At 57.5% G+C, this 26,116-nt stretch carries 24 protein-coding genes and 2 pseudogenes; 5 read left to right on the forward strand and 21 right to left on the reverse strand.

Features of this window, described 5'->3' with window-relative positions; genetic code table 11:
• Positions 1–26 precede the first annotated feature (26 nt).
• The 16 genes from atpG to rpmH all read right to left on the reverse strand — a co-directional run bounded on the left by atpG (position 27) and on the right by rpmH (position 14,125).
• Entirely contained in the window at positions 27–887 is an 861-nt protein-coding gene (gene atpG / locus AC07W4_RS11070) for a F0F1 ATP synthase subunit gamma (protein ID WP_008045673.1), read from the reverse strand.
• Positions 888–937: 50 nt separating this feature from the next.
• Complete coding sequence (gene atpA, locus AC07W4_RS11075) at positions 938–2,482, reverse strand: F0F1 ATP synthase subunit alpha (RefSeq protein WP_008045678.1); 1,545 nt, start codon at positions 2,480–2,482, stop codon at positions 938–940.
• A 21-nt stretch (positions 2,483–2,503) separates the two neighbouring features.
• Positions 2,504–3,040: a F0F1 ATP synthase subunit delta gene (locus tag AC07W4_RS11080; protein ID WP_008045680.1), complete on the reverse strand. Its 537-nt coding sequence runs from the start codon at positions 3,038–3,040 to the stop codon at positions 2,504–2,506.
• 12 nt (positions 3,041–3,052) lie between these two features.
• Positions 3,053–3,523, reverse strand: coding sequence for a F0F1 ATP synthase subunit B (locus AC07W4_RS11085; protein ID WP_008045681.1), 471 nt, complete (start codon positions 3,521–3,523; stop codon positions 3,053–3,055).
• Between the two features lie 58 nt (positions 3,524–3,581).
• Positions 3,582–3,839 carry a F0F1 ATP synthase subunit C gene (gene atpE, locus AC07W4_RS11090; RefSeq protein WP_003097235.1) on the reverse strand — a complete coding sequence of 86 codons (258 nt, stop codon included), beginning with the start codon at positions 3,837–3,839 and terminating at the stop codon, positions 3,582–3,584.
• Positions 3,840–3,972: 133 nt separating this feature from the next.
• Complete coding sequence (gene atpB, locus AC07W4_RS11095; RefSeq protein WP_008002323.1) at positions 3,973–4,842, reverse strand: F0F1 ATP synthase subunit A; 870 nt, start codon at positions 4,840–4,842, stop codon at positions 3,973–3,975.
• 16 nt (positions 4,843–4,858) lie between these two features.
• Positions 4,859–5,266 (reverse strand): F0F1 ATP synthase subunit I, encoded by a 408-nt coding sequence (locus AC07W4_RS11100; protein ID WP_008045685.1) that lies wholly within the window; start codon positions 5,264–5,266, stop codon positions 4,859–4,861.
• A gap of 148 nt (positions 5,267–5,414) precedes the next feature.
• Positions 5,415–6,287, reverse strand: a complete 873-nt coding sequence (locus AC07W4_RS11105) for a ParB/RepB/Spo0J family partition protein (protein WP_495032444.1) — start codon at positions 6,285–6,287, stop codon at positions 5,415–5,417.
• Positions 6,288–6,296: 9 nt separating this feature from the next.
• Positions 6,297–7,094: a ParA family protein gene (locus tag AC07W4_RS11110; RefSeq protein ID WP_007969897.1), complete on the reverse strand. Its 798-nt coding sequence runs from the start codon at positions 7,092–7,094 to the stop codon at positions 6,297–6,299.
• 18 nt (positions 7,095–7,112) lie between these two features.
• On the reverse strand, positions 7,113–7,757 hold the full coding sequence (gene rsmG, locus AC07W4_RS11115; RefSeq protein WP_007969895.1) for a 16S rRNA (guanine(527)-N(7))-methyltransferase RsmG: 645 nt from the start codon (positions 7,755–7,757) through the stop codon (positions 7,113–7,115).
• A complete protein-coding gene (gene mnmG, locus AC07W4_RS11120) occupies positions 7,754–9,652 on the reverse strand; it encodes a tRNA uridine-5-carboxymethylaminomethyl(34) synthesis enzyme MnmG (RefSeq protein ID WP_495032445.1) in 1,899 nt (632 codons plus the stop codon). Before mnmG ends, rsmG begins: the two co-directional genes overlap by 4 nt.
• Before the next feature lie 550 nt (positions 9,653–10,202).
• Positions 10,203–11,573 (reverse strand): tRNA uridine-5-carboxymethylaminomethyl(34) synthesis GTPase MnmE, encoded by a 1,371-nt coding sequence (mnmE, locus tag AC07W4_RS11125; protein WP_495032446.1) that lies wholly within the window; start codon positions 11,571–11,573, stop codon positions 10,203–10,205.
• 79 nt (positions 11,574–11,652) lie between these two features.
• Positions 11,653–13,332 (reverse strand): membrane protein insertase YidC, encoded by a 1,680-nt coding sequence (gene yidC / locus AC07W4_RS11130; RefSeq protein WP_495032447.1) that lies wholly within the window; start codon positions 13,330–13,332, stop codon positions 11,653–11,655.
• 2 nt (positions 13,333–13,334) lie between these two features.
• Positions 13,335–13,580 (reverse strand): membrane protein insertion efficiency factor YidD, encoded by a 246-nt coding sequence (gene yidD / locus AC07W4_RS11135; protein WP_010565858.1) that lies wholly within the window; start codon positions 13,578–13,580, stop codon positions 13,335–13,337.
• Entirely contained in the window at positions 13,573–13,974 is a 402-nt protein-coding gene (gene rnpA / locus AC07W4_RS11140; RefSeq protein WP_033063215.1) for a ribonuclease P protein component, read from the reverse strand. The genes yidD and rnpA overlap by 8 nt, the downstream gene beginning before the upstream one ends.
• Positions 13,975–13,990: 16 nt before the next feature.
• A complete protein-coding gene (gene rpmH / locus AC07W4_RS11145) occupies positions 13,991–14,125 on the reverse strand; it encodes a 50S ribosomal protein L34 (RefSeq protein ID WP_003213577.1) in 135 nt (44 codons plus the stop codon).
• A gap of 566 nt (positions 14,126–14,691) precedes the next feature.
• Between rpmH and dnaA the strand changes: the two genes are divergently transcribed.
• Genes dnaA through gyrB form a run of 4 tightly spaced genes read left to right on the forward strand, consistent with a single transcriptional unit; the run spans position 14,692 to position 20,902 of the window.
• On the forward strand, positions 14,692–16,212 hold the full coding sequence (dnaA, locus tag AC07W4_RS11150; RefSeq protein WP_495032448.1) for a chromosomal replication initiator protein DnaA: 1,521 nt from the start codon (positions 14,692–14,694) through the stop codon (positions 16,210–16,212).
• A gap of 39 nt (positions 16,213–16,251) precedes the next feature.
• Positions 16,252–17,355 (forward strand): DNA polymerase III subunit beta, encoded by a 1,104-nt coding sequence (dnaN, locus tag AC07W4_RS11155; RefSeq protein ID WP_007969885.1) that lies wholly within the window; start codon positions 16,252–16,254, stop codon positions 17,353–17,355.
• Positions 17,356–17,375: 20 nt separating this feature from the next.
• Positions 17,376–18,479: a DNA replication/repair protein RecF gene (gene recF / locus AC07W4_RS11160; protein WP_007969883.1), complete on the forward strand. Its 1,104-nt coding sequence runs from the start codon at positions 17,376–17,378 to the stop codon at positions 18,477–18,479.
• A 5-nt stretch (positions 18,480–18,484) separates the two neighbouring features.
• A complete protein-coding gene (gene gyrB / locus AC07W4_RS11165) occupies positions 18,485–20,902 on the forward strand; it encodes a DNA topoisomerase (ATP-hydrolyzing) subunit B (RefSeq protein ID WP_008045705.1) in 2,418 nt (805 codons plus the stop codon).
• Positions 20,903–20,964: 62 nt separating this feature from the next.
• Here gyrB and AC07W4_RS11170 read toward each other — a convergent pair.
• Positions 20,965–21,237 (reverse strand): annotated as a pseudogene (locus AC07W4_RS11170) (winged helix-turn-helix domain-containing protein); the annotation flags it as partial.
• Between AC07W4_RS11170 and AC07W4_RS11175 the strand changes: the two are divergent.
• Positions 21,229–21,443: pseudogene (locus AC07W4_RS11175) on the forward strand (sensor histidine kinase); the annotation flags it as partial. The pseudogenes AC07W4_RS11170 and AC07W4_RS11175 overlap by 9 nt on opposite strands.
• A 213-nt stretch (positions 21,444–21,656) precedes the next feature.
• On the opposite strand, the gene AC07W4_RS11180 reads toward AC07W4_RS11175, so the two are convergent.
• From AC07W4_RS11180 to glyQ, 4 genes are all read right to left on the reverse strand, one after another.
• A complete protein-coding gene (locus tag AC07W4_RS11180) occupies positions 21,657–22,436 on the reverse strand; it encodes a lysophospholipid acyltransferase family protein (RefSeq protein ID WP_032829311.1) in 780 nt (259 codons plus the stop codon).
• Positions 22,437–22,526: 90 nt separating this feature from the next.
• Positions 22,527–23,072 carry a D-glycero-beta-D-manno-heptose 1,7-bisphosphate 7-phosphatase gene (gmhB, locus tag AC07W4_RS11185; RefSeq protein WP_177318791.1) on the reverse strand — a complete coding sequence of 182 codons (546 nt, stop codon included), beginning with the start codon at positions 23,070–23,072 and terminating at the stop codon, positions 22,527–22,529.
• 4 nt (positions 23,073–23,076) lie between these two features.
• The gene (gene glyS, locus AC07W4_RS11190) at positions 23,077–25,131 is read right to left on the reverse strand and encodes a glycine--tRNA ligase subunit beta (protein WP_008045717.1); all 2,055 of its coding nucleotides are present in this window, start codon (positions 25,129–25,131) and stop codon (positions 23,077–23,079) included.
• The gene (gene glyQ / locus AC07W4_RS11195; RefSeq protein ID WP_003187265.1) at positions 25,128–26,081 is read right to left on the reverse strand and encodes a glycine--tRNA ligase subunit alpha; all 954 of its coding nucleotides are present in this window, start codon (positions 26,079–26,081) and stop codon (positions 25,128–25,130) included. Before glyQ ends, glyS begins: the two co-directional genes overlap by 4 nt.
• Positions 26,082–26,116: the final 35 nt, after the last annotated feature.

A 26,116-nucleotide genomic window follows, 5' to 3' on the forward strand; every position in this document is an offset into this window, starting at 1 on the left:
GCTGGATCCTCTGAATATTTGAACCGTTAAACCGCGGCAGCGCCGCCGACGATTTCCGAGATCTCTTGGGTGATCGCAGCCTGACGCGCCTTGTTGTAGACCAGCTGCAAATCGCTGATCAAATCACCGGCGTTGTCGGTAGCGTTCTTCATCGCGATCATCCGCGCAGCTTGTTCAGCCGCGTTGTTCTCGACCACCGCCTGGTAGACCTGCGACTCCACGTAACGGACCATCAAGCCGTCCAGCAGCTCCTTGGCATCCGGTTCGTAGAGATAGTCCCAGTGGTGCTTGAGGTCTTGATCCGGGGTTGCCACCAGTGGAATCAACTGCTCCACGGTAGGCTGTTGCGTCATGGTGTTGATGAACTTGTTGGACACCACGGACAGGCGGTCAATACGGCCGTCCAGGTAGGCATCCAGCATCACCTTGACGCTGCCGATCAGATCATTGATCGACGGCTCTTCACCCAGGTGGCTGATAGCTGCAACGACGTTACCGCCGAAGTTACGGAAAAAGGCCGCACCCTTGCTACCAACGACACACAGATCGATCTCGACGCCGTTTTCGCGGTTTACCGCCATGTCCTTGACCAGGGCCTTGAACAGGTTGGTGTTCAAGCCGCCGCACAGACCACGGTCACTGCTCACTACGACATAACCGACACGCTTGATTTCGCGGTCGATCATGAACGGGTGGCGGTATTCCGGGTTGGCGTTGGCCAGATGCCCAATTACCTGGCGGATACGCTCCGCATAAGGACGGCTAGCAGCCATGCGCATTTGTGCCTTGCGCATTTTGCTGACCGCCACTTTTTCCATGGCGCTGGTAATCTTTTGCGTGCTTTTGATGCTCGCAATCTTACTGCGAATCTCTTTTGCGCCTGCCATGTAACACCTATCAGGTTAGCAAGCGGGAGCCTTGCGGCTCCCGCTGCGGCTTACCAGGTTTGGGTGGCCTTGAACTTCTCGATACCGGCTTTCATGCCAGCGTCGATTTCGTCATTGAAGTCACCTTTCACGTTGATCTTCGCCATCAAATCGGCGTGATCGCGGTTGAAGAAAGCAATCAGCGCTTGCTCGAAGCTGCCGATCTTGGCGATTTCAACGTCAGTCAGGAACCCACGCTCAGCGGCATACAGCGACAGCGCCATGTCAGCGATCGACATTGGTGCGTATTGCTTCTGCTTCATCAGCTCGGTAACGCGCTGACCATGCTCAAGTTGCTTACGGGTCGCTTCGTCCAGGTCAGAAGCGAACTGGGCGAATGCCGCCAGTTCACGGTACTGAGCCAGAGCGGTACGGATACCACCGGACAGCTTCTTGATGATCTTGGTCTGAGCGGCACCACCCACACGGGATACCGAAACACCGGCGTTCACTGCAGGGCGGATGCCCGAGTTGAACATGGCCGATTCCAGGAAGATCTGACCGTCGGTGATGGAAATCACGTTGGTCGGAACGAACGCGGAAACGTCGCCAGCCTGGGTTTCGATGATCGGCAGTGCGGTCAGGGAACCGGTTTTGCCGGTCACTGCGCCGTTGGTGAACTTCTCTACGTATTCTTCCGAAACGCGGGATGCGCGCTCCAGCAGACGGGAGTGGAGATAGAACACGTCGCCTGGGTAAGCTTCACGGCCTGGTGGACGGCGCAGCAGCAGGGAAATCTGGCGGTAAGCCACTGCTTGCTTGGACAGATCGTCATAAACGATCAGCGCGTCTTCACCGCGGTCGCGGAAGAATTCACCCATGGTGCAACCGGAGTACGGTGCCAGGAATTGCAGCGCAGGAGATTCCGAAGCACTGGCAGCCACGATGATCGTGTTGGCCAGGGCGCCGTTTTCTTCCAGCTTGCGAACCACGTTGGCGATGGTCGATTGTTTCTGACCGATCGCTACGTAGACGCAGTAGATGCCGCTGTTCTTCTGGTTGATGATCGCGTCGATCGCCAGAGCGGTTTTACCGATCTGACGGTCACCGATGATCAGCTCACGCTGGCCACGGCCGACAGGGATCATGGCATCGACAGCCTTGTAGCCAGTCTGTACAGGCTGGTCTACCGACTTACGCCAGATCACGCCTGGAGCAACTTTCTCGACCGCGTCGGTCTCGGTGTTGCCCAGTGGACCTTTGCCGTCAACAGGGTTACCCAGTGCGTCGACTACGCGACCCAGCAGTTCCTTACCAACCGGAACTTCCAGGATGCGGCCGGTGCACTTGGCGCTCATGCCTTCAGCCAGAGACTGGTATGCGCCCAATACAACGGCACCTACGGAGTCTTGCTCCAGGTTGAGGGCCATACCGAAGACGCCGCCCGGAAACTCGATCATCTCGCCGTACATTACGTCGGCCAGACCGTGAATCCGCACGATACCGTCAGATACGCTGACGACAGTGCCTTCGTTACGGGCTTGGGAGGTCACATCGAGCTTGTCGATGCGGCCCTTGATAATTTCACTTATTTCGGAAGGATTGAGTTGCTGCATTGCTCTGCTGCCCCTTCAAACTCAAGATTTCAATGCTTCGGCAAGTTTCGCGATTTTGCCGCGAATCGAGCCATCGATAACCAGGTCGCCGGCGCGGATGACGACACCACCAATAAGGGCAGCGTCCTCCGCAACTTGCAGGCGCACTTCCCGGTTGAGTCGTGCACTGAGAACCTTGGCGAGTTTGTCTTGCTGTTCTTGGTTCAATGCGAAAGCACTGGTGACTTCAACGTCTACCGACTTCTCTTGTTCGGCCTTGTACAGGTCGAACAGAGCGGCGATCTCCGGCAACAGCGGGAGACGGTCGTTTTCGGCAACGACGTGGATGAAGTTCTGTGCCTTGGCATCAAACTTGTCGCCGCACACGTCAATGAACGTGGCGGCCTTTTCTGCGCTCGTCAGTCGCGGGGCCTTGAGCACGCGCTGCATGGTGTCGTCTTCCGACACCGCTGCAGCCAGGCCGAGCATGGCTGACCAATTGGCCAGTTGCTGGTGGGCCTGAGCGTGCTCGAAGGCCGCCTTAGCGTAAGGTCGGGCCAACGTGGTCAGTTCTGCCATGATCGCCCTCGCTTAGATTTCAGCAGCCAGTTGGTTAACCAGCTCTGCGTGCGCGTTTTGATCGATTGTGGCACCCAGGATCTTCTCGGCGCCGCCGACTGCCAGCAAGCCCACTTGGGCACGCAGCGCGTCTTTGACACTGTTCAGTTCCTGTTCGATCTCGGCCTGAGCCTGAACCTTCACACGGTCAGCGTCGACACGGGCTTTTTCAACAGCCTCTTCGACAATCTGGTTACCGCGTTTCTTGGCTTGCTCGATGATTTCAGCTGCCTGAGCTTTCGCTTCGCGCAGTTGGTGACCCGCTTTCTCTTGGGCCAACTCCAGGTCGCGAGCTGCACGGCTGGCAGCGTCCAGACCATCAGCGATCTTCTTTTGACGTTCGTGCAGAGCCGCAATGACCGGAGGCCAAACGAACTTCATGCAGAACAGTACAAAAATCAGGAACGCAACGGACTGGCCAATCAGGGTCGCATTAATGTTCACGCCAACACCTCGCAGTTACGTTGTCCATCACACCAAATTACCCGGAAGATCCGAGTAATTAGCCAGCGATTTGACCAACGAACGGGTTCGCAAAGGTGAAGAACAGAGCGATACCAACACCGATCATGGTTACGGCGTCGAGCAGACCGGCAACGATGAACATTTTAACTTGCAGCATTGGAACCATTTCTGGCTGACGCGCTGCGCCTTCCAGGAACTTACCGCCCAACAGGCCGAAACCAATTGCGGTACCCAGTGCGCCCAGGCCGATCAACAGTGCAACAGCGATAGCGGTTAGACCAACTACAGTTTCCATCTTTCCTCCCGACTTTTACGTCGTATGGTTTAGGTTTTTTAGATTAAAGCGGTAAAACAAATCGTTTCAGATGCCCCGTAAAGAGCACCTTCCCGTTTTACCGGGAAGGACATCAGACTAGTCGAGACTGGTCTTAATGGTTTTCTTCGTGCGCCATCGACAGGTAGACGATGGTCAACATCATGAAGATGAACGCCTGCAGGGTGATGATCAGGATGTGGAACACAGCCCACGCCCACTGCAGAACAACGCCCAGGCCACTAAGCCAGAGCAGACCGCTGCCGAACATCACAGCAATCAGAATGAAGACCAACTCGCCGGCGTACATGTTGCCGAACAGACGCAGAGCCAGGGAGATCGGCTTGGCGATCAGGGTCACGAATTCCAGCAGGAAGTTCACCGGGATCAGCAGGGCCTGAACGAAGATGTTCTTGCTGCCGAACGGGTGCAGGGTCAGTTCGCCGATGAAACCGCCGAGGCCCTTGATCTTGATGCTGTAGAAAATGATCAGCGCAAACACCGTGAAGGCCATGGCCAGAGTAGCGTTCGGGTCGGTGGTCGACACGGCGCGGAACGGGATGTGGTGGTCGCCGGAGATCAGGATGGCCAATTGAGGAATCCAGTCGACCGGTACCAGGTCGACGGCGTTCATCAGGAACACCCAGACGAAGATGGTCAGTGCCAACGGTGCAATCACCGGGCTACGGCCATGGAAGCTGTCTTTCACGCTGCCATCGACGAATTCGACCAAAACTTCAACGAAGTTCTGCAAAGCACCTGGCTGACCCGAAGTCGCTTTCTTTGCCGCCATGCGGAAAAGAAGAACGAAGATCAGACCCAATGCGACCGACCAGCCGAGAGTATCGACGTGGAAAGCCCAAAAGCCCATTTCCTTGGCTTCTGCTGCGGTGTGGGCAAAGCCCCAGCCGCCGGTAGGGAGCTGACCGAAGGTCAGGTTCTGCAAGTGGTGCTGGATATAGCCCGAAGCGGTTGTTTCTGCCATGGTTGCCTCAAACGCCCTAAGGTCTCGAAAGTCTTGTTCTCATCAGCAGGGGAGCGAACCAGCTGACCGACTGAGTCAGCACGAAGGCACCGAATACTGCAATCGGCGCCAGTGGCTTCACACCTGCAAACACCAGTGCAAACAGCACTGCCGTCAAAATCAGTTTGCCTGCCTCGCCGGCATAAAAAGACCGGACGATGGACTGGGCTGCTCGGGCGCCGGAAAACCGAAATGCCCTGTGAGCGAAATAAACATTGGGTAGCAAGGCTATCAGGCCTCCGCAGAGTCCCGAGTACCCGGCAACGACTCCATATCGGTACCAGAGCGCCAAAGCGGCGATCAGCAACACGACAAATTGAGCCATTAACACCGGAAAAACTGCCAGGCGATGGAAGGGCAAGCGGTTTGGCGTGCGGGTTTCCATCACTTTTACTCTCCAATGGTCGGCTGCCGAAATTCAATAACTTGGCATAATTTGTGCCGACAAAATGCGCGCAGAGTATAGGGGCGGTTCTGCCCCTATTCAACTGTCAGGTAGTGATTTCCGACTGCACGCTACATGAGGAAATGTTTCAGCGGATATGTGCAAGTACGCCTTGTAGCTCATCCAGTGAGTTGTAGCCAATCACCAACTGCCCTTTACCCTTCTTACCGTGGCGGATCTGCACCGCAGAGCCTAGGCGCTCGGCCAGGCGCTGTTCGAGACGGGCGATATCCGGGTCCGGTTTTGCCGGTTCAACAGGCTCCGGTTTGCCACTCAACCACTGGCGAACCAGTGCCTCGGTTTGGCGCACGGTCAGCCCGCGTGCGACAACATGTCGCGCCCCTTCAACCTGTTGAATTTCCGGCAAACCGAGCAAAGCACGGGCATGACCCATTTCCAGGTCGCCGTGGGACAGCATGGTCTTGATGACTTCCGGCAAGGAAATCAGGCGCAACAGGTTGGCCACGGTCACCCGGGACTTGCCCACGGCTTCGGCCACCTGTTGCTGGGTCAGCTGGAACTCCTGCTGCAAACGCTGCAGGGCCACCGCTTCTTCGATCGGGTTCAGGTCTTCGCGCTGGATGTTCTCGATCAGCGCGATGGCGATCGCGGTTTCATCGGGTACATCGCGAACCATCGCCGGGATCGTTTCCTGCCCGGCTTGCTGGCTGGCGCGCCAGCGACGTTCGCCGGCAATGATCTCGAAGCGGCCGCTGCCGATCGGGCGAACCACGATGGGCTGCATGACGCCCTGGGCCTTGATCGACTGCGCCAGCTCTTCGAGCGCCTGCGGATCCATGTCACGACGCGGCTGGTACTTGCCGCGCTGGAGCAGATCCAGGGGAAGGTGTTGCAGCTCACGCTGGTCGGCTTGCGCCGCTTGTTCTTCCAGCGAGGTGACAGTCGGACCACTCAACAGAGCATCCAGTCCACGTCCGAGACCTCGTTTCTTGACGGCCATGGGGATTCCTTAAGTTGCCTGAGCAGCGGCGATGCGTGAGTTTTTGCGTTGACGACGAACCATTTCGCCCGCCAATGCCAGGTAGGCAACGGCGCCTCGCGAAGCTTTGTCGTACGCCAGCGCCGGCATGCCGTAGCTTGGCGCTTCGGCCAGACGGATGTTTCGCGGAATGACGGTGTCGTAGAGCTGCTCGCCGAAGTGTTCCTTGAGCTGCGCCGAGACATCGTTCATCAGGCTCAGGCGCGGATCGTACATCGTACGCAGCAAGCCTTCGACCTTGAGGTTCGGGTTCAGCAGTTCAGCGATACGCTTGATGTTATCCACAAGGTCGCTCAAGCCTTCGAGTGCGAAGTACTCGCACTGCATGGGGATAATCACCCCGTCGGCGGCAACCAGTGCGTTCAAGGTCAGCATCGACAGCGACGGCGGGCAGTCGATCAAAATGTAATCGTAGTTTTCCCGGATCGGCGCCAGCGCGCTGCGCAGACGGCTTTCCTTCATCTGCATTTCCAGCAGAACCACTTCAGCCGCGGTGAGGTCGCGGTTAGCCGGCAACAACTGGTAACCACCGTGTTCGGAGAAGTGCATGGCCTGGGCCAGATCACATTCGCCGATCAGCAGGTCGTAGACCGAATTTTCCAGGCCATGTTTATCCACACCGCTACCCATGGTGGCGTTGCCCTGTGGATCGAGATCGATCAACAGCACCCGGCGCTTGGTCGCGACCAGGGATGCTGCGAGGTTGATGCAGGTGGTGGTTTTGCCCACGCCACCCTTTTGGTTCGCAATCGCGAATACCTTAGCCATTCTTGCTTGTGTTCCCAATCATGCCGTGCGGCGCAGTATCAGCAGATGGCGTTGGCCTTGGCAACCAGGTACGGCCAGGGCGTGTTCGCTATCGAGGTGGAAGTCTGCCGGCAATGCTACCAGCTCATCGGCCGGATGAACGCCCTTCATTGCCAGCCAGCGTGTTTCGCTATCGCCGAGGTGGCGAGTCCAGTTGCTGAAGTTTTCCATGCTGCTGAACGCCCGGGAAATGATCCCGTTGAACGGCTGGGCAGGCTGGAATGCTTCGACGCGACTGTGGATAACTTGCAGGTTATCCAGTTTGAGTTCGAGCTTGACCTGGGTCAGGAAGCGGGTTTTCTTGCCGTTGCTGTCCAGGCAGGTCACCTGGGACTCGGGAAACAGGATCGCCAGCGGAATGCCAGGCATGCCGCCTCCACTGCCGACGTCGAGCCAGCGACCGTTTTCGATGAACGACATCACGCTCAGGCTATCGAGCAAGTGACGGGAAACCATTTCGTCCGGATCACGCACGGCGGTGAGGTTGTAAGCCTTGTTCCATTTGATCAACAGGGCCAGGTAACCCAGCAACTGTGCGTGCTGGGTTTCTGTCAGCGTGACACCGAGTTGGCGAGCACCTGTGGATAACTCTTCTGCGTGTTGCGAAGTGACCAACGAACTCAAGCGCTTTGCTCCAACTGACGGCCCGCGCCGCGTTTTTTCAAATGAATCATCAACAGCGAAATGGCTGCCGGCGTAACGCCCGGGATACGCGAAGCCTGGCCCAAGGTTTCAGGGCGGGTCGCACCGAGCTTGCTCTGGATCTCTTTGGAGAGACCGGAAATATTCGTGTAATCGATATCCACAGGCAATTTGGTGTCTTCGCTGGCGCGCAAGCGGGCGATTTCATCCTGTTGACGATCGATGTAGCCGGCGTACTTGGTCTTGATTTCGACCTGTTCGGCGACTTGTGGATCTTCTGCACCGCCACCGGTCACGGCGATCAGACCAGCGTAGTCGATTTCCGGACGGCTCAAGAGATTCAGCAGGTTGTATTCATGAGTCAGTGGTGTGCCGAATTTTTCGGCAATGGCATCGCCCTGTTCGGTGCCCGGGCGAACCCAGGTGCTTTTCAGGCGTTGCTCTTCCAGTTCGATGCTTTCACGTTTTTTGCAGAAAGCCGCCCAGCGCACGTCATCCACCAGGCCCAGTTCGCGACCTTTTTCGGTCAGGCGCAGGTCGGCGTTGTCTTCGCGCAGAATCAAACGGTATTCGGCGCGGGATGTGAACATCCGGTACGGCTCCTGGGTACCAAGGGTAATCAGGTCGTCGACCAACACACCGATATAGGCCTCGTCGCGACGCGGGCACCAGGCCTCTTTGCCTTGTGCACGCAGTGCGGCGTTGGTCCCGGCGAGCAAACCCTGGGCACCGGCTTCTTCGTAACCGGTTGTGCCGTTGATTTGCCCGGCGAAGAACAGGCCGCCTATGACTTTGGTTTCCAGGCTGTATTTCAAATCCCGTGGATCGAAGTAGTCGTATTCGATGGCATAGCCCGGACGCACGATGTGCGCGTTTTCCATGCCGCGGATCGATTGCACGATCTGCAATTGCACGTCGAACGGCAAGCTTGTGGATATCCCGTTCGGATACAGCTCATGGGTGGTCAAACCTTCCGGTTCGATGAACACCTGATGGCTTTCCTTGTCGGCAAAGCGATGGATCTTGTCTTCGATCGACGGGCAATAGCGCGGGCCGATGCCTTCGATCTCACCGGCAGCGGAATACATCGGCGAACGGTCGAGGTTCGCGGCAATGATTTCGTGGGTCCGCGCATTCGTATGGGTAATCCAGCAACTGACCTGCTGTGGATGCTGTTCCTTGTTGCCCATGAACGACATCACCGGGATCGGCGTATCGCCCGGTTGTTCGGACATCACCGAGAAATCCACAGACCGGCCGTCGATACGCGGCGGAGTACCGGTTTTCAAACGACCCACACGCAATGGCAGTTCACGCAGACGGTGAGCCAGCGCAATCGATGGCGGATCACCGGCGCGACCGCCGGAAAAATTCTGCAACCCGATGTGGATAAGTCCACCGAGGAACGTACCGGTGGTCAACACCACGGAATCGGCGAGGAAACGCAGACCCATTTGCGTGACAACACCACGGACTTGTTCCTGCTCGACGATCAGGTCGTCAGCGGCTTGTTGAAATATCCACAGGTTCGGCTGGTTCTCCAGGATTTCGCGGACAGCGGCCTTGTACAGAACCCGGTCTGCCTGCGCGCGGGTTGCTCGCACGGCCGGGCCTTTGCGGCTGTTCAACACGCGAAACTGGATTCCGCCTTTATCGGTGGCCATGGCCATAGCGCCGCCGAGGGCGTCGATTTCCTTGACCAGGTGGCTTTTGCCGATCCCGCCAATGGCCGGGTTGCAACTCATGGCACCAAGGGTTTCCACGTTATGCGTCAGCAACAGGGTTTTAACCCCCATACGTGCTGAGGCCAGTGCTGCCTCGGTACCGGCATGACCGCCGCCGATGACGATCACTTCAAAACGGGAAGGGAAATCCACCACGCACCTCGTGCCTGCTTAAGTAGGTAATTCAGGAATAGTTTGAGCTCAGGTTTTTGGACCTGGTCGACAAGTATAGGGACTTCGCCCTTCCTAAAGAACCCTTTGCACAAAATTTAACCAGCTGTGGAAAAGTCGGAGTTATAGAAATTAAAAAGAAAGAAATTTATTAAATCTTTGTTTTTATGTTTATTTCTATGCACCTACCTTTCTGTGGATAGATTGATACAGCCCTTTGTATTCAACGTGTACAGAGATTCAAAACCCTGTGTTCATGTACCAATGAGGCCCTTGGATAACCGGTGTAAGCCTGTGGATGAAAGCGGTGGTTATCCACAGAGGCGGTTATGTTCAGTTTTCGAGCCCTGTTATCAACTGACCTTAGCTGCGGTTATTCACAGGGCTTAATCCACAGAAAAGCGCCGTTTGCTCGAAATTCGGGCACAGGATTTGCGCTCAAGCAGACGAAGTCCGCTCGGCACTGGAGGTTTTTTTCAGAAAAGGAGGGAGCAGACAGGCACGAATGGCCTGTCTGTGAATAACAGGAGGGCTATTTACCGATACAGAAGCTGGAGAAAATTCGCCCCAGCAGATCGTCAGAGCTGAAAGCACCAGTGATTTCCCCCAGTGACTGCTGAGCCTGGCGCAAATCTTCGGCCAACAACTCTCCAGCACCGGCCAGGGTCAATTGGGCACGGCCATGCTCGAGGGCGGCACTGGCATGACGTAGCGCCTCAAGGTGTCGTCGGCGAGCGCTGAAGCTGCTTTCGGAGGTTTGTTCATAGCCCATGCAAGCCTTGAGGTGTTCACGCAGCAGGTCCAGTCCGGCACCGCCGGACTTGGCGCTCAAACTGATGGTGACATGGCCGTCATCGCTGACTTCCAGGGCAATGGCTTCGCCCGTAAGGTCGGCCTTGTTGCGGATCAGGGTAACTTTCGCGGGGTCGGGACGGATCTCCAGAAACTCCGGCCAGAGTGCGAAAGGATCGAGGGCTTCCGGTGCCGTGGCATCGACCACCAGCAATACCCGATCCGCTTCGCCGATGGCTTTCAAGGCACGCTCGACGCCGATTTTTTCCACATGATCATCGGTATCGCGCAGGCCGGCGGTATCCACCACGTGCAGAGGCATGCCATCGATGTGGATATGTTCACGAAGCACGTCACGGGTGGTGCCGGCAATTTCGGTCACTATCGCCGCTTCACGCCCGGCCAGGGCATTGAGCAGGCTGGATTTACCGGCATTCGGACGACCGGCAATGACCACGGTCATGCCGTCACGCAGCAAGGCGCCCTGCCCGGCTTCGCGGATGACAGTGGATAACTCGTCGCGCACCTTGTCGAGCATGCTCAAGACGTGGCCATCGGCGAGGAAATCGATTTCCTCTTCCGGAAAATCGATGGCCGCTTCGACATAGATTCGCAGGCCGATCAGTTGTTCGGTGAGGTTATGCACACGTGTCGAGAAAGCGCCCTGCAGGGAGCGCAATGCGTTTCGCGCAGCCTGGGCAGAACTGGCTTCAATCAGGTCGGCGATGGCTTCGGCCTGGGCGAGGTCGAGTTTGTCATTGAGGAAGGCGCGCTCACTGAATTCCCCCGGTCGGGCGAGACGGCAACCCAGTTCCAGGCAGCGCTTGAGCAGCATATCCAGAACAATCGGACCGCCATGGCCTTGCAGTTCCAGCACATCTTCGCCTGTGAACGAGTTCGGGCCGGGGAAATACAGGGCAATGCCCTGGTCCAGCACCTCGTCGTTTTCACTGAAGAACGGACCGTAGTGAGCAAATCGCGGCTTGAGCTCGCGACCACTGAAGGCCTTGGCCGCAACGCTGGCCAACGGCCCGGAAATACGCACGATGCCTACACCGCCGCGACCTTGAGCGGTGGCGACGGCTGCGATGGTTTCACGAGGAACGCTCATAAACCGGTATCCAGACAAAAGTGACAGATAGCAAAACGCCCCACTAGGGGGCGTTTTGAGTGGTTATCCACAGTGTAAATCAGGCAGCTGCTTTGGTAGCCGCTTCGATCTTACGAGTGATGTACCACTGTTGGGCGATCGACAGGCAGTTGTTCACTACCCAGTACAGCACCAGACCAGCCGGGAACCACAGGAAGAAGAAGGTGAAGATGATCGGCATCAGCTTCATCACCTTGGCCTGCATCGGATCCGGAGGAGTCGGGTTCAACTGCTGCTGGATGAACATGGTTGCACCCATGATGATCGGCAGAATGAAGAACGGATCCTTGATCGACAGGTCAGTAATCCACAGCATGAACGGCGCCTGACGCATCTCGACGCTTTCCAGCAGAACCCAGTACAGCGAGAGGAAAACCGGCATCTGCACGAGGATTGGCAAGCAACCACCCAGCGGATTGATCTTCTCTTTCTTGTACAGCTCCATCATGGCTTGCGACATTTTCTGCCGGTCATCGCCATGTTGCTCTTTCAGCGCGGCCAGTTTTGGTGCCACTGCACGCATGCGCGCCATGGATTTGTAGCTGGCAGCCGACAGCGGGAAGAAGATCCCTTTGATCAGCATGGTCAGGAAGATGATCGACCAGCCCCAGTTACCGACGATTTCATGGATATGTTGCAGCAGCCAGAAGATCGGCTGGGCAATGAACCACAGAATGCCGTAGTCGACAGTCAGTTCAAGACCTGGGGACAACTCTTTCAGTATCGCCTGGCTTTTCGGACCGGCGTACAGAACAGCACTGGTCTCGGCCTTTGCACCCGGCGCAACACTCATCGATGGGCCGGTGTAGCCGATGATGTAGTTGCCTTTGCTGTCTTTACGGGTCTGGACGACGTTGTTTTCGCCCTTGGCCGGAATCCATGCGGTCACGAAGTAGTGTTGCAACCAGGCAACCCAACCGCCAGTGACGGTTTCTTTCAACGGCGCCTTGTCCATGTCCTTCATGGACACTTTCTTGTACGGCTCGGAACTTGTCCACAGGGCGGCGCCCAGGTAAGTCGCGGTACCAGTGGCGGTTGTGGAAGATGGATCGGCGCTGGCGTCACGCTTCAATTGCGCGAACATCGCACCTGCCCAGGGCTGAGCGCTCTGGTTGTCGATCAGGTAGGACACGGTTACGTCATACAGGCCGCGTTTCAGGGTGAAACGCTTGATGTAGTTGACGCCGTCCTTGCTGAACTTCAGGTCCACGACCAATTGGTCCTGACCGTCAGCCAGCTGATAAACCTTCTTCTCCGAGGAATAAACCGGACGACCGGCCGGATTTGCATCCGGACCGTTGGTGCCGATCAGACCGCTTTGCGCCAGATAAGTACGTTCACCGCCGTTATCGAACAACTGGAACGGAATTTCCGGGTGATCCTGACGACGCGGATACAGCGGCAGGGTCAGCTGGGCAACATCGCCACCTTGTGGGTCGACAGCCAGGTCCAGTACATCCGTTTTGATCTGGATGAGGTCCTTGCTCACAGCCACCGGCGTTTCGGCAGGTGCGCTGGTGTCGCTTGCAGCACGTGGAATGTCGTCACTGGCGGAAGCGTTGGAGCCAGATGCCGTATCCGGCAGGCCCGATGCAGTCGTATTGGTGGCAACATTCTGAGTCGGCAGGGCAGCCTGGCCATAGTCCTGGTTCCATTTAAGAACCATAACGTAGGACACGATTGCCAGGGCGACGATCAGGATCGTGCGTTTGATATCCATGATTACTCGGCCATCGAAGAAGAACGGGAGGTAGGGATAGGTGGAACCGGGTCATAACCACCGGGATTCCACGGATGACAGCGACCTAAACGACGAAAGGTCAGCCAGCCACCGCGAAGAAGGCCATGATTTTCGATGGCTTCTAACGCGTAGCAGGAACAACTGGGGTAGAAACGACAGTGATCGGCCATCAGGGGACTAATGGCATAGCGATAAAACTGGATCGGAACGAGTGCCAGTTTACGCATCCGGACTGTCTACCCCTACAGGTTCGGTTTTGACTGCTGGCACCGGCGAACTGCGAGCCAGTCGTTTCCAGAGTTTGCCGAAATGCTGAATCAATTCGGGGTTTTCTACGTCACCCAAACCTTTGCGCGCGACGATAACAATGTCCCAGCCGACCAGAGAATCCTGGTTCAGGCGAAACGATTCGCGCATCAGACGTTTGAGGCGATTGCGCTCGACGGAGAGCTTTACGCTCTTTTTCCCGATAACCAACCCGAGACGGGGGTGATCAAGATCGTTGTTGCGCGCAAGGAGCAGGAGATTTTTCCCCGGAACCTTGCCGGTAGGGGAGTCAAAGACTGCCTTGAAATGCCGGGGGGTAAGCAGACGCTTTTCCCGACTGAAGTCCTGACTCACCTCCAGTGCCGGATTATCAAACTGCCAGACGCGCACGACCTTTGGCGCGACGACGCGACAGGACGGCACGACCGTTCTTGGTAGCCATGCGAGCACGGAAACCGTGGGTACGAGCGCGTTTGATAGTGCTTGGTTGGAAAGTACGTTTCATTGTCGTGTTACCTGGTTCGTCCACAACGGGCCGGAATGGCCCCCGTTTTAAGAGACCGGGGATTCTAGAGAAAGCAAGCCTTCAGGTCAATTTCCAACCAGCGTTTCCTTATAAATAGATCTCCAGAGGTTTTTCGGTGTTCGCACCTTGCGTAGATATAAAAATAAGAAAGGAAAGTATTTAAAGCTTTTCTGTAAAGCTTATAAAAGCTAGGTACGCACCCTGCTGTGGATAAGTCGATCAAGGCCTTGTTTTACCTGCTGTACAGAGAATGACAACTACGGTGGAAAACAGTGTTCAGCCTGTGCTGCGCTGTCGGATAACCTGTGTGTGAAAGGTCACCTTATCCACAGGCCGGTTATCCACCGAGTTTCGCCCCCACTTGTACAATGACCTTAACCCCGGTTATCCACAGAGCTTATGCACAGACCACTGGTCACCTTTTTTGCGTATGAAACGGTGATTCTTCTTGGTCGATGAACCACCTTCGTGTGGATAAGTCGGCGTCTGGTCGCTACAATGTCCGCTTGTTTTTGCCTCACCGGCTTTCAACTTAGGGGATATCCGTGTCAGTGGAACTTTGGCAGCAGTGCGTGGAGCTTCTGCGCGATGAGCTGCCTGCCCAACAATTCAACACTTGGATCCGTCCACTACAGGTCGAAGCCGAAGGCGACGAGTTGCGTGTCTATGCGCCCAATCGTTTTGTTCTGGACTGGGTCAACGAAAAATACCTGGGGCGTGTTCTCGAATTGCTCGATGAACACGGCAATGGCATGGCACCCGCGCTTTCTCTATTAATAGGCAGCAAACGCAGTTCGGCACCCCGTGCCGCGCCCAATGCTCCCCTGGCTGCCGCGGCTTCCCAGGCCCAGGCTGCTCAAGCGCCCGCCAGTCCGGCGCCGGCACCTGCCGCCGCGTCGACCAAGCGTGCGACGCAAAAAGTGGCTGAGGTCACAGAGGAAGAACCTTCCCGTGACAGCTTCGACCCAATGGCCGGCGCCAGTTCGCAACAGGCACCTGTGCGCGCCGAGCAACGTACCGTGCAGGTCGAAGGTGCGCTCAAGCACACCAGTTACCTGAACCGCACCTTTACCTTTGAGAATTTCGTTGAAGGTAAATCCAACCAGCTGGCGCGCGCCGCTGCCTGGCAGGTGGCTGACAACCCCAAGCACGGTTACAACCCGCTCTTCCTTTATGGTGGCGTCGGCCTGGGTAAAACCCACTTGATGCATGCTGTGGGTAACCATCTATTAAAGAAGAACCCGAATGCCAAGGTGGTGTACCTGCATTCCGAGCGTTTCGTGGCGGACATGGTCAAGGCTCTGCAACTGAACGCGATCAACGAGTTCAAACGTTTCTACCGTTCGGTGGATGCGTTGCTGATCGATGACATTCAGTTCTTCGCCCGCAAGGAGCGTTCCCAGGAAGAGTTTTTCCACACCTTCAACGCGCTGCTCGAAGGTGGCCAGCAGGTCATTCTCACCAGTGACCGCTACCCGAAGGAAATCGAAGGCCTTGAAGAACGCCTCAAATCCCGCTTTGGCTGGGGCCTGACCGTAGCGGTCGAGCCACCGGAGCTGGAAACCCGCGTGGCGATCCTGATGAAGAAGGCCGATCAGGCCAAAGTCGAGTTGCCTCACGACGCCGCGTTCTTCATTGCCCAGCGCATTCGCTCCAACGTCCGTGAGCTGGAAGGCGCGCTCAAGCGCGTGATCGCCCACTCGCACTTCATGGGCCGCGATATCACCATCGAGCTGATTCGCGAATCCCTGAAGGACTTGTTGGCGTTGCAGGATAAACTGGTCTCTGTGGATAACATTCAGCGCACGGTCGCCGAGTACTACAAGATCAAGATCTCAGACTTGCTGTCCAAACGCCGTTCGCGTTCGGTGGCTCGTCCGCGTCAGGTCGCCATGGCGTTGTCCAAGGAACTGACCAACCACAGCTTGCCGGAAATCGGCGATGTGTTTGGCGGTCGCGACCATACAACGGTCTTGCACGCGTGTCGCAAGATCAACGAACTTAAGGAATCCGACGCGGACATCCGCGAGGACTACAAGAACCTGCTGCGTACGCTGACCACTTGATGAACACCAGCGCAGCTTATTAAGGCAAGGGACTAGACCATGCATTTCACCATTCAACGCGAAGCCCTGTTGAAACCCCTGCAACTGGTCGCAGGCGTCGTCGAACGCCGACAGACCTTGCCGGTACTTTCCAACGTGCTGCTGGTTGTCGAAGGCCAGCAATTGTCGCTGACCGGTACCGACCTGGAAGTCGAGCTGGTTGGTCGTGTTCAACTCGAAGAGCCGGCGGATCCGGGTTCCATCACCGTGCCGGCGCGCAAGCTGATGGACATCTGCAAAAGCCTGCCGAACGATGCGCTGATCGACATCAAGGTCGACGAGCAGAAGCTTGTGGTCAAGGCTGGCCGTAGCCGCTTCACCCTGTCGACACTGCCGGCCAACGATTTCCCTACCGTGGAAGAAGGCCCGGGTTCGCTGACCTGCAGCCTTGAGCAAAGCAAGCTGCGTCGCCTGATCGAACGCACCAGCTTCGCCATGGCTCAACAGGACGTGCGTTACTACCTCAACGGCATGCTGCTGGAAGTTTCCGCTGGCGTGATCCGCGCCGTGGCCACCGACGGTCACCGTCTGGCCATGTGCTCGATGCAGGCCGATATCGGTCAGCCGGATCGTCACCAGGTCATCGTGCCGCGCAAAGGTATCCTCGAACTGGCACGCCTGCTCACCGAGCCGGACGGCAATGTCAGCATCGTGCTGGGTCAGCACCACATCCGCGCCACCACCGGTGAGTTCACCTTCACCTCGAAGCTGGTCGACGGCAAATTCCCGGACTACGAGCGTGTTCTGCCCAAGGGCGGCGACAAGCTGGTACTTGGCGATCGCCAGGCTCTGCGCGAAGCGTTCAGCCGTACCGCGATTCTGTCCAACGAGAAGTACCGTGGTATCCGTCTGCAACTGGCCAGCGGTCAGCTGAAGATCCAGGCGAACAACCCGGAGCAGGAAGAAGCGGAAGAAGAAGTGGGCGTTGAATACAACGGCGGCTCTCTGGAAATCGGCTTCAACGTGAGCTACCTGCTCGACGTATTGGGCGTGATGACCACCGAGCAGGTTCGTCTGATCCTGTCCGACTCCAACAGCAGTGCGCTGGTGCAGGAATCGGATAACGACGACTCGGCCTACGTTGTCATGCCGATGCGTCTGTAATCATGCTCAGCAGAAGCTAGATGTCCTTAAGTCGCGTCTCGGTCACCGCGGTGCGCAATCTGCACCCGGTGACCTTCTCCCCCTCCCCCCGCATCAATATTCTTTACGGCGCCAACGGCAGCGGCAAAACCAGTGTTCTGGAAGCCATCCATCTGCTGGGGCTTGCCCGTTCGTTTCGCAGCACCCGTCTGTTGCCGGTCATTCAATACGAACAGCTTGCCTGTACGGTATTTGGCCAGGTTGAACTGGCGGAGGGTGGGCATAGCGCCTTGGGCATCTCACGGGATCGACAAGGCGAATTCCAAATCCGTATCGATGGGCAGAACGCGCGCAGCGCCGCGCAACTGGCCGAAATCCTGCCTCTGCAACTGATCAATCCCGACAGCTTCCGCTTGCTGGAAGGCGCGCCGAAGATTCGCCGACAGTTTCTCGACTGGGGTGTGTTCCACGTGGAACCGCGCTTTATGTCTACCTGGCAGCGCTTGCAGAAGGCCCTGCGCCAGAGAAACTCTTGGCTGCGGCATGGTACACTTGACGCCGTTTCGCAAGCGGTTTGGGACAGGGAACTGTGCCAGGCCAGCGCTGAAATTGATGAATACCGCCGCGCTTATATCAAAGCCTTGAAACCAGTCTTTGAACAGACCTTGAGCGAACTGGTTGAGCTTGAAGGCTTGACGCTCAGCTATTACCGCGGCTGGGACAAGGACCGTGAACTGAGTGCTGTGCTCGCCGGGTCTTTGCAGCGGGACCAGCAAATGGGGCATACCCAGGCCGGACCACAACGTGCTGATTTGCGTCTCAGACTGGGTGCGCACAACGCCGCGGACATCTTGTCCCGTGGCCAGCAAAAGTTGGTGGTTTGCGCATTACGGATTGCCCAAGGGCACCTGGTCAGCCAGGCTCGACGCGGTCAGTGTATTTATCTGGTGGATGACTTGCCGTCCGAACTGGACGAGCACCACCGTCGCGCCCTTTGCCGCTTGTTGGAAGACTTACGCTGCCAGGTATTTATCACCTGTGTAGATCACGAATTATTGAGGGAAGGCTGGCAGACGGAAACGCCAGTCGCTCTGTTCCACGTGGAACAGGGCCGTATCACCCAGACCCACGACCATCGGGAGTGAAGGCATTGAGCGAAGAAAATACGTACGACTCAACGAGCATTAAAGTGCTGAAAGGCCTGGATGCCGTACGCAAACGTCCCGGTATGTATATTGGCGACACCGACGATGGCAGCGGTCTGCACCACATGGTGTTCGAGGTGGTCGATAACTCGATCGACGAAGCGCTCGCCGGCTACTGCGACGACATCAGCATCATCATCCACCCGGATGAGTCCATCACCGTTCGCGACAACGGCCGTGGCATCCCGGTAGACGTGCACAAGGAAGAAGGCGTTTCGGCAGCCGAGGTCATCATGACCGTGCTGCACGCCGGCGGTAAGTTCGACGACAACTCCTACAAAGTATCCGGCGGTCTGCATGGCGTGGGTGTGTCGGTCGTTAACGCCCTGTCGGAACAGCTTGTTCTCACTGTGCGCCGTAGCGGCAAGATCTGGGAGCAGACTTACGTCCACGGTGTTCCGCAAGAGCCGATGAAAATCGTTGGCGACTCCGAAACCACCGGTACGCAGATCCACTTCAAGGCTTCCAGTGAAACCTTCAAGAACATCCACTTCAGCTGGGACATCCTGGCCAAGCGGATTCGTGAACTGTCTTTCCTCAACTCCGGTGTCGGCATCGTCCTCAAGGACGAGCGCAGCGGCAAGGAAGAACTGTTCAAGTACGAAGGCGGCCTGCGTGCGTTCGTTGAATACCTGAACACCAACAAGACCCCGGTCAACCAGGTGTTCCACTTCAACATCCAGCGTGAAGACGGCATCGGCGTGGAAATCGCTCTGCAGTGGAACGACAGCTTCAACGAGAACCTGTTGTGCTTCACCAACAACATTCCACAGCGCGACGGCGGTACTCACCTGGTGGGATTCCGTTCCGCACTGACGCGTAACCTGAACACCTACATCGAAGCAGAAGGTCTGGCGAAGAAGCACAAAGTCGCCACCACCGGTGACGATGCCCGTGAAGGCCTGACCGCGATCATTTCGGTGAAGGTGCCGGATCCGAAGTTCAGCTCCCAGACCAAAGACAAGCTGGTGTCTTCCGAAGTGAAGACCGCGGTCGAACAGGAAATGGGCAAATACTTCTCCGACTTCCTGCTGGAAAACCCGAACGAAGCCAAACTGGTCGTCGGCAAGATGATCGACGCGGCCCGTGCCCGTGAAGCGGCACGTAAAGCCCGTGAGATGACCCGCCGCAAAGGCGCGCTGGACATCGCCGGCCTGCCGGGCAAACTGGCCGACTGCCAGGAAAAAGACCCTGCCCTGTCCGAACTGTACCTCGTGGAAGGTGACTCCGCGGGCGGCTCTGCCAAGCAGGGACGTAACCGCAAGACCCAGGCGATTCTGCCCCTCAAGGGTAAAATCCTGAACGTCGAGAAAGCACGCTTCGACAAGATGATCTCTTCCCAGGAAGTGGGTACCTTGATCACCGCGTTGGGCTGTGGCATCGGTCGCGAAGAGTACAACATCGACAAGTTGCGCTATCACAACATCATCATCATGACCGATGCTGACGTCGACGGTTCGCACATCCGTACCCTGCTGCTGACCTTCTTCTTCCGTCAGCTGCCGGAGCTGATCGAGCGTGGTTACATCTACATCGCTCAGCCGCCGCTGTACAAAGTGAAGAAAGGCAAGCAAGAGCAATACATCAAAGACGACGACGCCATGGAAGAGTACATGACGCAGTCGGCCCTGGAAGATGCGAGCCTGCACCTGAACGAGGATGCACCGGGTATTTCCGGCGAAGCCCTCGAGCGTCTGGTGAATGACTTCCGCCTGGTGATGAAAACCCTCAAGCGCCTGTCGCGCCTGTACCCACAGGAACTGACCGAGCACTTCATCTACCTGCCGGCTGTCAGCATGGACCAGCTGTCCGATCACGCAGCGATGCAGGATTGGCTGGCTCAGTACGAAGTGCGTCTGCGCACAGTCGAGAAGTCGGGTCTGGTCTACAAGGCCAGCCTGCGTGAAGACCGTGAGCGTGGCGTGTGGCTGCCAGAGGTCGAATTGATCTCCCACGGCCTGTCCAACTACGTCACCTTCAACCGCGACTTCTTCGGCAGCAACGACTACAAGACCGTTGTTTCCCTGGGCGCTCAACTGAGCACACTGCTGGATGACGGCGCGTACATCCAGCGTGGCGAACGTCGTAAGTCGGTCACCGAGTTCAAGGAAGCCCTGGATTGGCTGATGGCCGAAAGCACCAAGCGCCATACTATCCAGCGATACAAAGGTCTGGGCGAGATGAACCCGGATCAGCTGTGGGAAACCACCATGGACCCAAGCGTGCGTCGCATGCTGAAAGTGACCATCGAAGACGCCATTGGCGCGGACCAGATCTTCAACACCCTGATGGGTGATGCGGTCGAACCACGTCGTGACTTTATCGAAAGCAACGCATTGGCAGTGTCCAACCTGGACTTTTGATCCCGGTCGATGCCAACGAAAAGGCCAACGCATTGCGTTGGCCTTTTTTATTTGTCCGCGTTTCACTCGCTCGTCGACGCCACACTCTCCAACCGATACCCATACCCGTAAATCGTCAGCAACTGCCAACCACGATCCGCTGTCAGGCCAAGCTTGTTGCGCAGGCGATAGATGTGGGTGTCCAGCGGTCGGGACGATGACATTTGTTCATGGGGCCAGAATCGCTCGTACAGGTAATCCCGCGACAGCGGTCGGCCGAGGTTGCTGAACAGGCAATGTGCCAGGCGGTATTCGCGTTCGGTCATGACGATGGCTTTGCCGTCACGAGTGACGGTTTCGTTCACCTGGCGAGGGCGAGTCCGAGGCTTATCAGTTCCAGCCGAGCCTGTTTGCGATGCTGGTGCTGGATGTGTTCGACCAGGCGCTGCCCATCGCGCAGCTGAAACAGATCGAACTGGTTCATCAAATGGAAGAGGAAGCCCAGGAAAGTCTGGTTCTGGCGGATCAGGCGCTGCTGACCCGGGCGTTGTTCAATCTGCTGCGAGTGATTCGGATTGACCTGTCATGACGACAGCCAGCGTTTGCTCCGGGCATAAAAAAACCGGCTATATCAGTCGGTTTTTTTACGTCCGAAAAAAACTTATGCACGTTTTTATGGGTTTTATCATCCTAAGAAATATGTAAAAAAATCATAAACTTAGGAGCAAATAACGACGTTTTTCGATGAAACGGTACACAGGTTATCCACAGAATCTCAGACAGCCACCTGATCGTTTGAAACCGGCGCTTGCGGAGCCGGTGGCAGCGAGCCCATTTCCCGTTGCATCTGCTCGTTCCACGCCTGGACCCGGTCGTTCAATTCAGCGATGGCTCGCGGTCCGGTGCCTGCGGCATACATCGGCTCGCCAATGATCACAGTGATGACGCCCTGCTTCTTCGCCCAACCGGTTTTCGGCCAGAATTTGCCTGCGTTGTGCGCAATCGGCAGCACCGGCAATTCGGCGTTGACCGCCAAGGCGCTGCCACCGCGCGAGAACTTTCCGACGGTGCCGAAAGGAACGCGAGTGCCTTCGGGGAAGATCAGCACCCAGACATTGTCCTTGAGCAACTCATCGCCTTTTTGCGCCACATGCTTGAGTGCGGCTTTCGGGTTGTCGCGATCGATGGCGATCGGTCGCAGCATGGCCATGGCCCAACCGAAGAACGGCACATAGAGCAATTCACGTTTGAGCACCTGGCTCAGCGGTGAGAAGTAGGCCGAGAGAAAGAACGTCTCCCAGGTGCTCTGGTGGTTTGACTGAATGACGCAAGGCCGTTCAGGTACGTTCTCGGCACCCTTCACTTCGTAGCGAATGCCCAGAAACACTTTGCTCAGCCACAAGGCGCAGCGGCACCAGTACACGTTGATGAAGCGATAACGTGCCTTGAAGGGCAGAAACGGCGCGATAAAAAAGCTCAGGCTGCACCACAGCAAGGAGCTGGTGCCCAGCAGCAGGTAAAAGAGGAAGGTTCTGATGGCCTGCAGTATCGACATGGTGACGTTTACCGTTGCGGGCATTGCCCGCCTATGTAAAGCGCACTTCCCTATCATCCTTTGCAAGGAAATTCAGAAGCGCACACTTGGTTAAGTGCATTTGTGCACAAGTTCTGCGGCAATCGCCGCCAGATCGTCAAAAATCAATGTGCCAACCGGAAGGGTCTTACCCAACGTCTTTTCGCCTTTCCCGGTCTTTACCAAAACTGGCTGTGAATCGACGGCTTTGGCGGCTTCCAGGTCACCAAGGCTGTCGCCGACGAACCAGAGATTGGTCAGCGACACGTTGTAATGAGCGGCGATGGTTTTCAACATCCCGGGTTTCGGCTTGCGGCAATTGCAGCCTTCGTCCGGCCCGTGGGGGCAGTAGACGATCAGCCCGACTTCACCGCCCTGCTCCGCCACCAGCGCGCGCAAGCGCTCGTGCATGGCATCCAGGGTGGCGAGGTCGTAATAGCCGCGAGCGATGCCCGACTGGTTGGTAGCGACCGCTACCGTCCAGCCGGCCTTGCTCAACTGCGCGATGGCTTCGATCGAACCGGGGAGTGGAATCCACTCCTCCACCGACTTGATGTAAGCGTCGGAGTCGTAATTGATCACTCCGTCCCGATCGAGAATCAGCAGTTTCAACAGCAATCCCTCAACCCAGCAGCGAAATGTCGGCGACGCCGAGGAACAACCCACGCAGACGCGCCAGCAACGCATAACGGTTGGCGCGGACTTTTGCGTCCTCCGCGTTGACCATCACGGCTTCGAAGAACGCATCCACCGGCTCGCGCAGTGCAGCCAGGCGTGCCAGGGATTCGCTGTACTGACGCGAGGCGGCCATTGGCTGTACAGCCTGGTCAGCTTGCTGGATCGCCGAGTACAGGGAGAACTCGTTGGCGTTGTCGAAGTACTTGGCTTCCACGACTGTCGGAACGGAGCCTTCGACCTTGCTCAGCAAGTTCGACACGCGCTTGTTCACGGCGGCCAGGGCGGCAGCTTCCGGCAGTTTGCGGAAAGCCTGTACCGCTTGCACGCGCTGGTCGAAGTCCAGGGCCGAACCCGGTTTCAGGGCACGTACCGACAGGTAGGTCGCGACATCGACACCTTCGTCTTCGTAACGGGCACGCAGGCGGTCGAAGATGAACTCCAGCACCGATTCGTTCAGACCGGCAGCCTTGACCTTGGTCCCGAACGCATTCACAGCGAAGGCCACGGCGTCGTTCAGGTCCAGATCCAGTTGCTTCTCGATCAGGATACGCAACACGCCCAGTGCGGCACGGCGCAAGGCGTACGGGTCTTTGCTGCCGGTCGGCAGCATGCCGATGCCGAAGATACCCACGAGGGTGTCGAGCTTGTCGGCAATGGCCACGGCCGCACCGGTCAGGGTGCTTGGCAGTTCAGCGCCGGCACCGCGCGGCATGTACTGCTCGTTCAGCGCCAGTGCGACATCTTCCGGCTCGCCGTCGTTGAGGGCGTAGTAGTAACCGGCGACACCTTGCATCTCCGGGAACTCGCCGACCATCTCGGTCGACAGGTCGCACTTGGACAGCAGGCCTGCACGAGCAGCCCACGAAGCGTTGCCGCCAATGCGCGCCGCGATGTAGGCGGCGAGTTTGGAAACGCGCTCGGCCTTGTCGTAGACGCTGCCGAGTTTCTCCTGGAACACCACGTTTTGCAGGCGCAGGTTGAAATCTTCGAGCTTCTGCTTCTTGTCTTGCTTGAAGAAGAACTCGGCGTCGGTCAGGCGTGGGCGAACCACTTTCTCGTTACCGGCGATGATCTGCTGCGGGTCTTTGCTTTCGATGTTGGCCACGGTAATGAAACGTGGCAGCAACTTGCCGTCGGCATCCAGCAGGCAGAAGTACTTCTGGTTGTCCTGCATGGTGGTGATCAGGGCTTCCTGCGGCACATCGAGGAAGCGTTCCTCGAACGAGCACACCAGCGGCACTGGCCATTCAACCAGCGCGGTCACTTCATCGAGCAGCGCTGGGGGAACGATTGCCGTGCCTTCCTGACGGGTGGCCAGCTCTTCGGTGCGCTTGCTGATGATCTCGCGACGCTCGTTGGCGTCGGCCAGCACGTAGGCGGCACGCAGGTCGGCCAGGTAGCTGGACGGCGAACCGATGCGCACGTTTTCCGGGTGATGGAAGCGGTGACCACGGGAGTCGCGGCCGGCCTTCTGAGCGAGGATGGTGCAGTCGATGACCTGGTCACCGAGCAGCATCACCAGCCACTGGGTCGGACGAACGAACTCTTCCTTGCGGGCGCCCCAACGCATGCGTTTCGGGATCGGCAGGTCGTTCAGGGAATCTTCGACGATGGTCGGCAGCAGGCTCGCGGTCGCCTTGCCGGCGATGCTCTGGCTGTAGCGCAGTTTCGGGCCGCTCTGATCGATTTCGCTCAGGTCGACGCCGCACTTCTTGGCGAAGCCCAGTGCTGCTTGGGTCGGGTTGCCTTCGGCATCGAACGCGGCCTGACGTGGCGGGCCGTCGAGGTTGATGCTGCGATCCGGCTGCTGGGTGGCCAGTGCGGTGATCAGCACGGCCAGGCGGCGCGGGGCGGCATAAACGGTTTTGCTCTCGTAGTTCAGGCCGGCAGCTTGCAGGCCCTTGTCGATACCGGCGAGGAACGCCTCGGCCAGGGTGTTCAGGGCTTTGGGTGGCAGTTCTTCAGTGCCCAGTTCAACCAGAAAATCCAGAGCACTCATTGTGCAGCCTCCAGCTTGGCCAGTACTTCGTCACGCAGGTCCGGGGTCGCCATCGGGAAGCCCAGCTTGGCGCGAGCCAGCAGGTAGGCTTGCGCAACGGAACGCGCCAGGGTGCGTACACGCAGGATGTATTGCTGACGCGCGGTCACCGAGATTGCCCGGCGTGCATCCAGCAGGTTGAAGGTGTGGGAAGCCTTCAACACCATTTCGTAGCTCGGCAATGGCAGCGGCTGGTCGAGTTCGATCAGGCGCTTGGCTTCGCTTTCGTAGAAATCGAACAGTTCGAACAGCTTGTCGACATTGGCGTGTTCGAAGTTGTAAGTGGACTGCTCCACCTCGTTCTGGTGGAACACGTCGCCGTAGGTCACTTTGCCGAACGGACCGTCAGCCCAGACCAGGTCGTAGACCGAGTCCACGCCTTGCAGGTACATGGCCAGACGCTCGAGACCGTAGGTGATCTCGCCGGTCACCGGGTAGCACTCGATGCCGCCCGCTTGCTGGAAGTAGGTGAACTGGGTCACTTCCATGCCGTTGAGCCAGACTTCCCAGCCCAGACCCCAGGCGCCGAGGGTCGGCGATTCCCAGTTGTCTTCGACGAAGCGGATGTCGTGGACCAGCGGGTCCAGGCCGACGTGCTTGAGGGAGCCCAGGTACAGTTCCTGGAAGTTGTCCGGGTTCGGCTTCAGGACCACCTGGAACTGGTAGTAGTGCTGCAGACGGTTCGGGTTTTCGCCGTAGCGACCGTCAGTCGGACGGCGGCTTGGCTGCACGTAGGCCGCGTTCCAGGTTTCCGGGCCGATGGCGCGCAGGAACGTTGCGGTGTGGAAAGTGCCGGCGCCTACTTCCATATCGTAGGGCTGAAGTACCACACAACCTTGCTCGGCCCAGTATTGCTGGAGGGCGAGGATCAAGTCTTGGAAGGTACGCACGGCTGGCGTAGGCTGGCTCACGAAATTCACCTGTTTCTTGGGCTGCGATTTAAAGA

The organism is Pseudomonas sp. GW821-FHT02A08 (assembly GCF_059422045.1).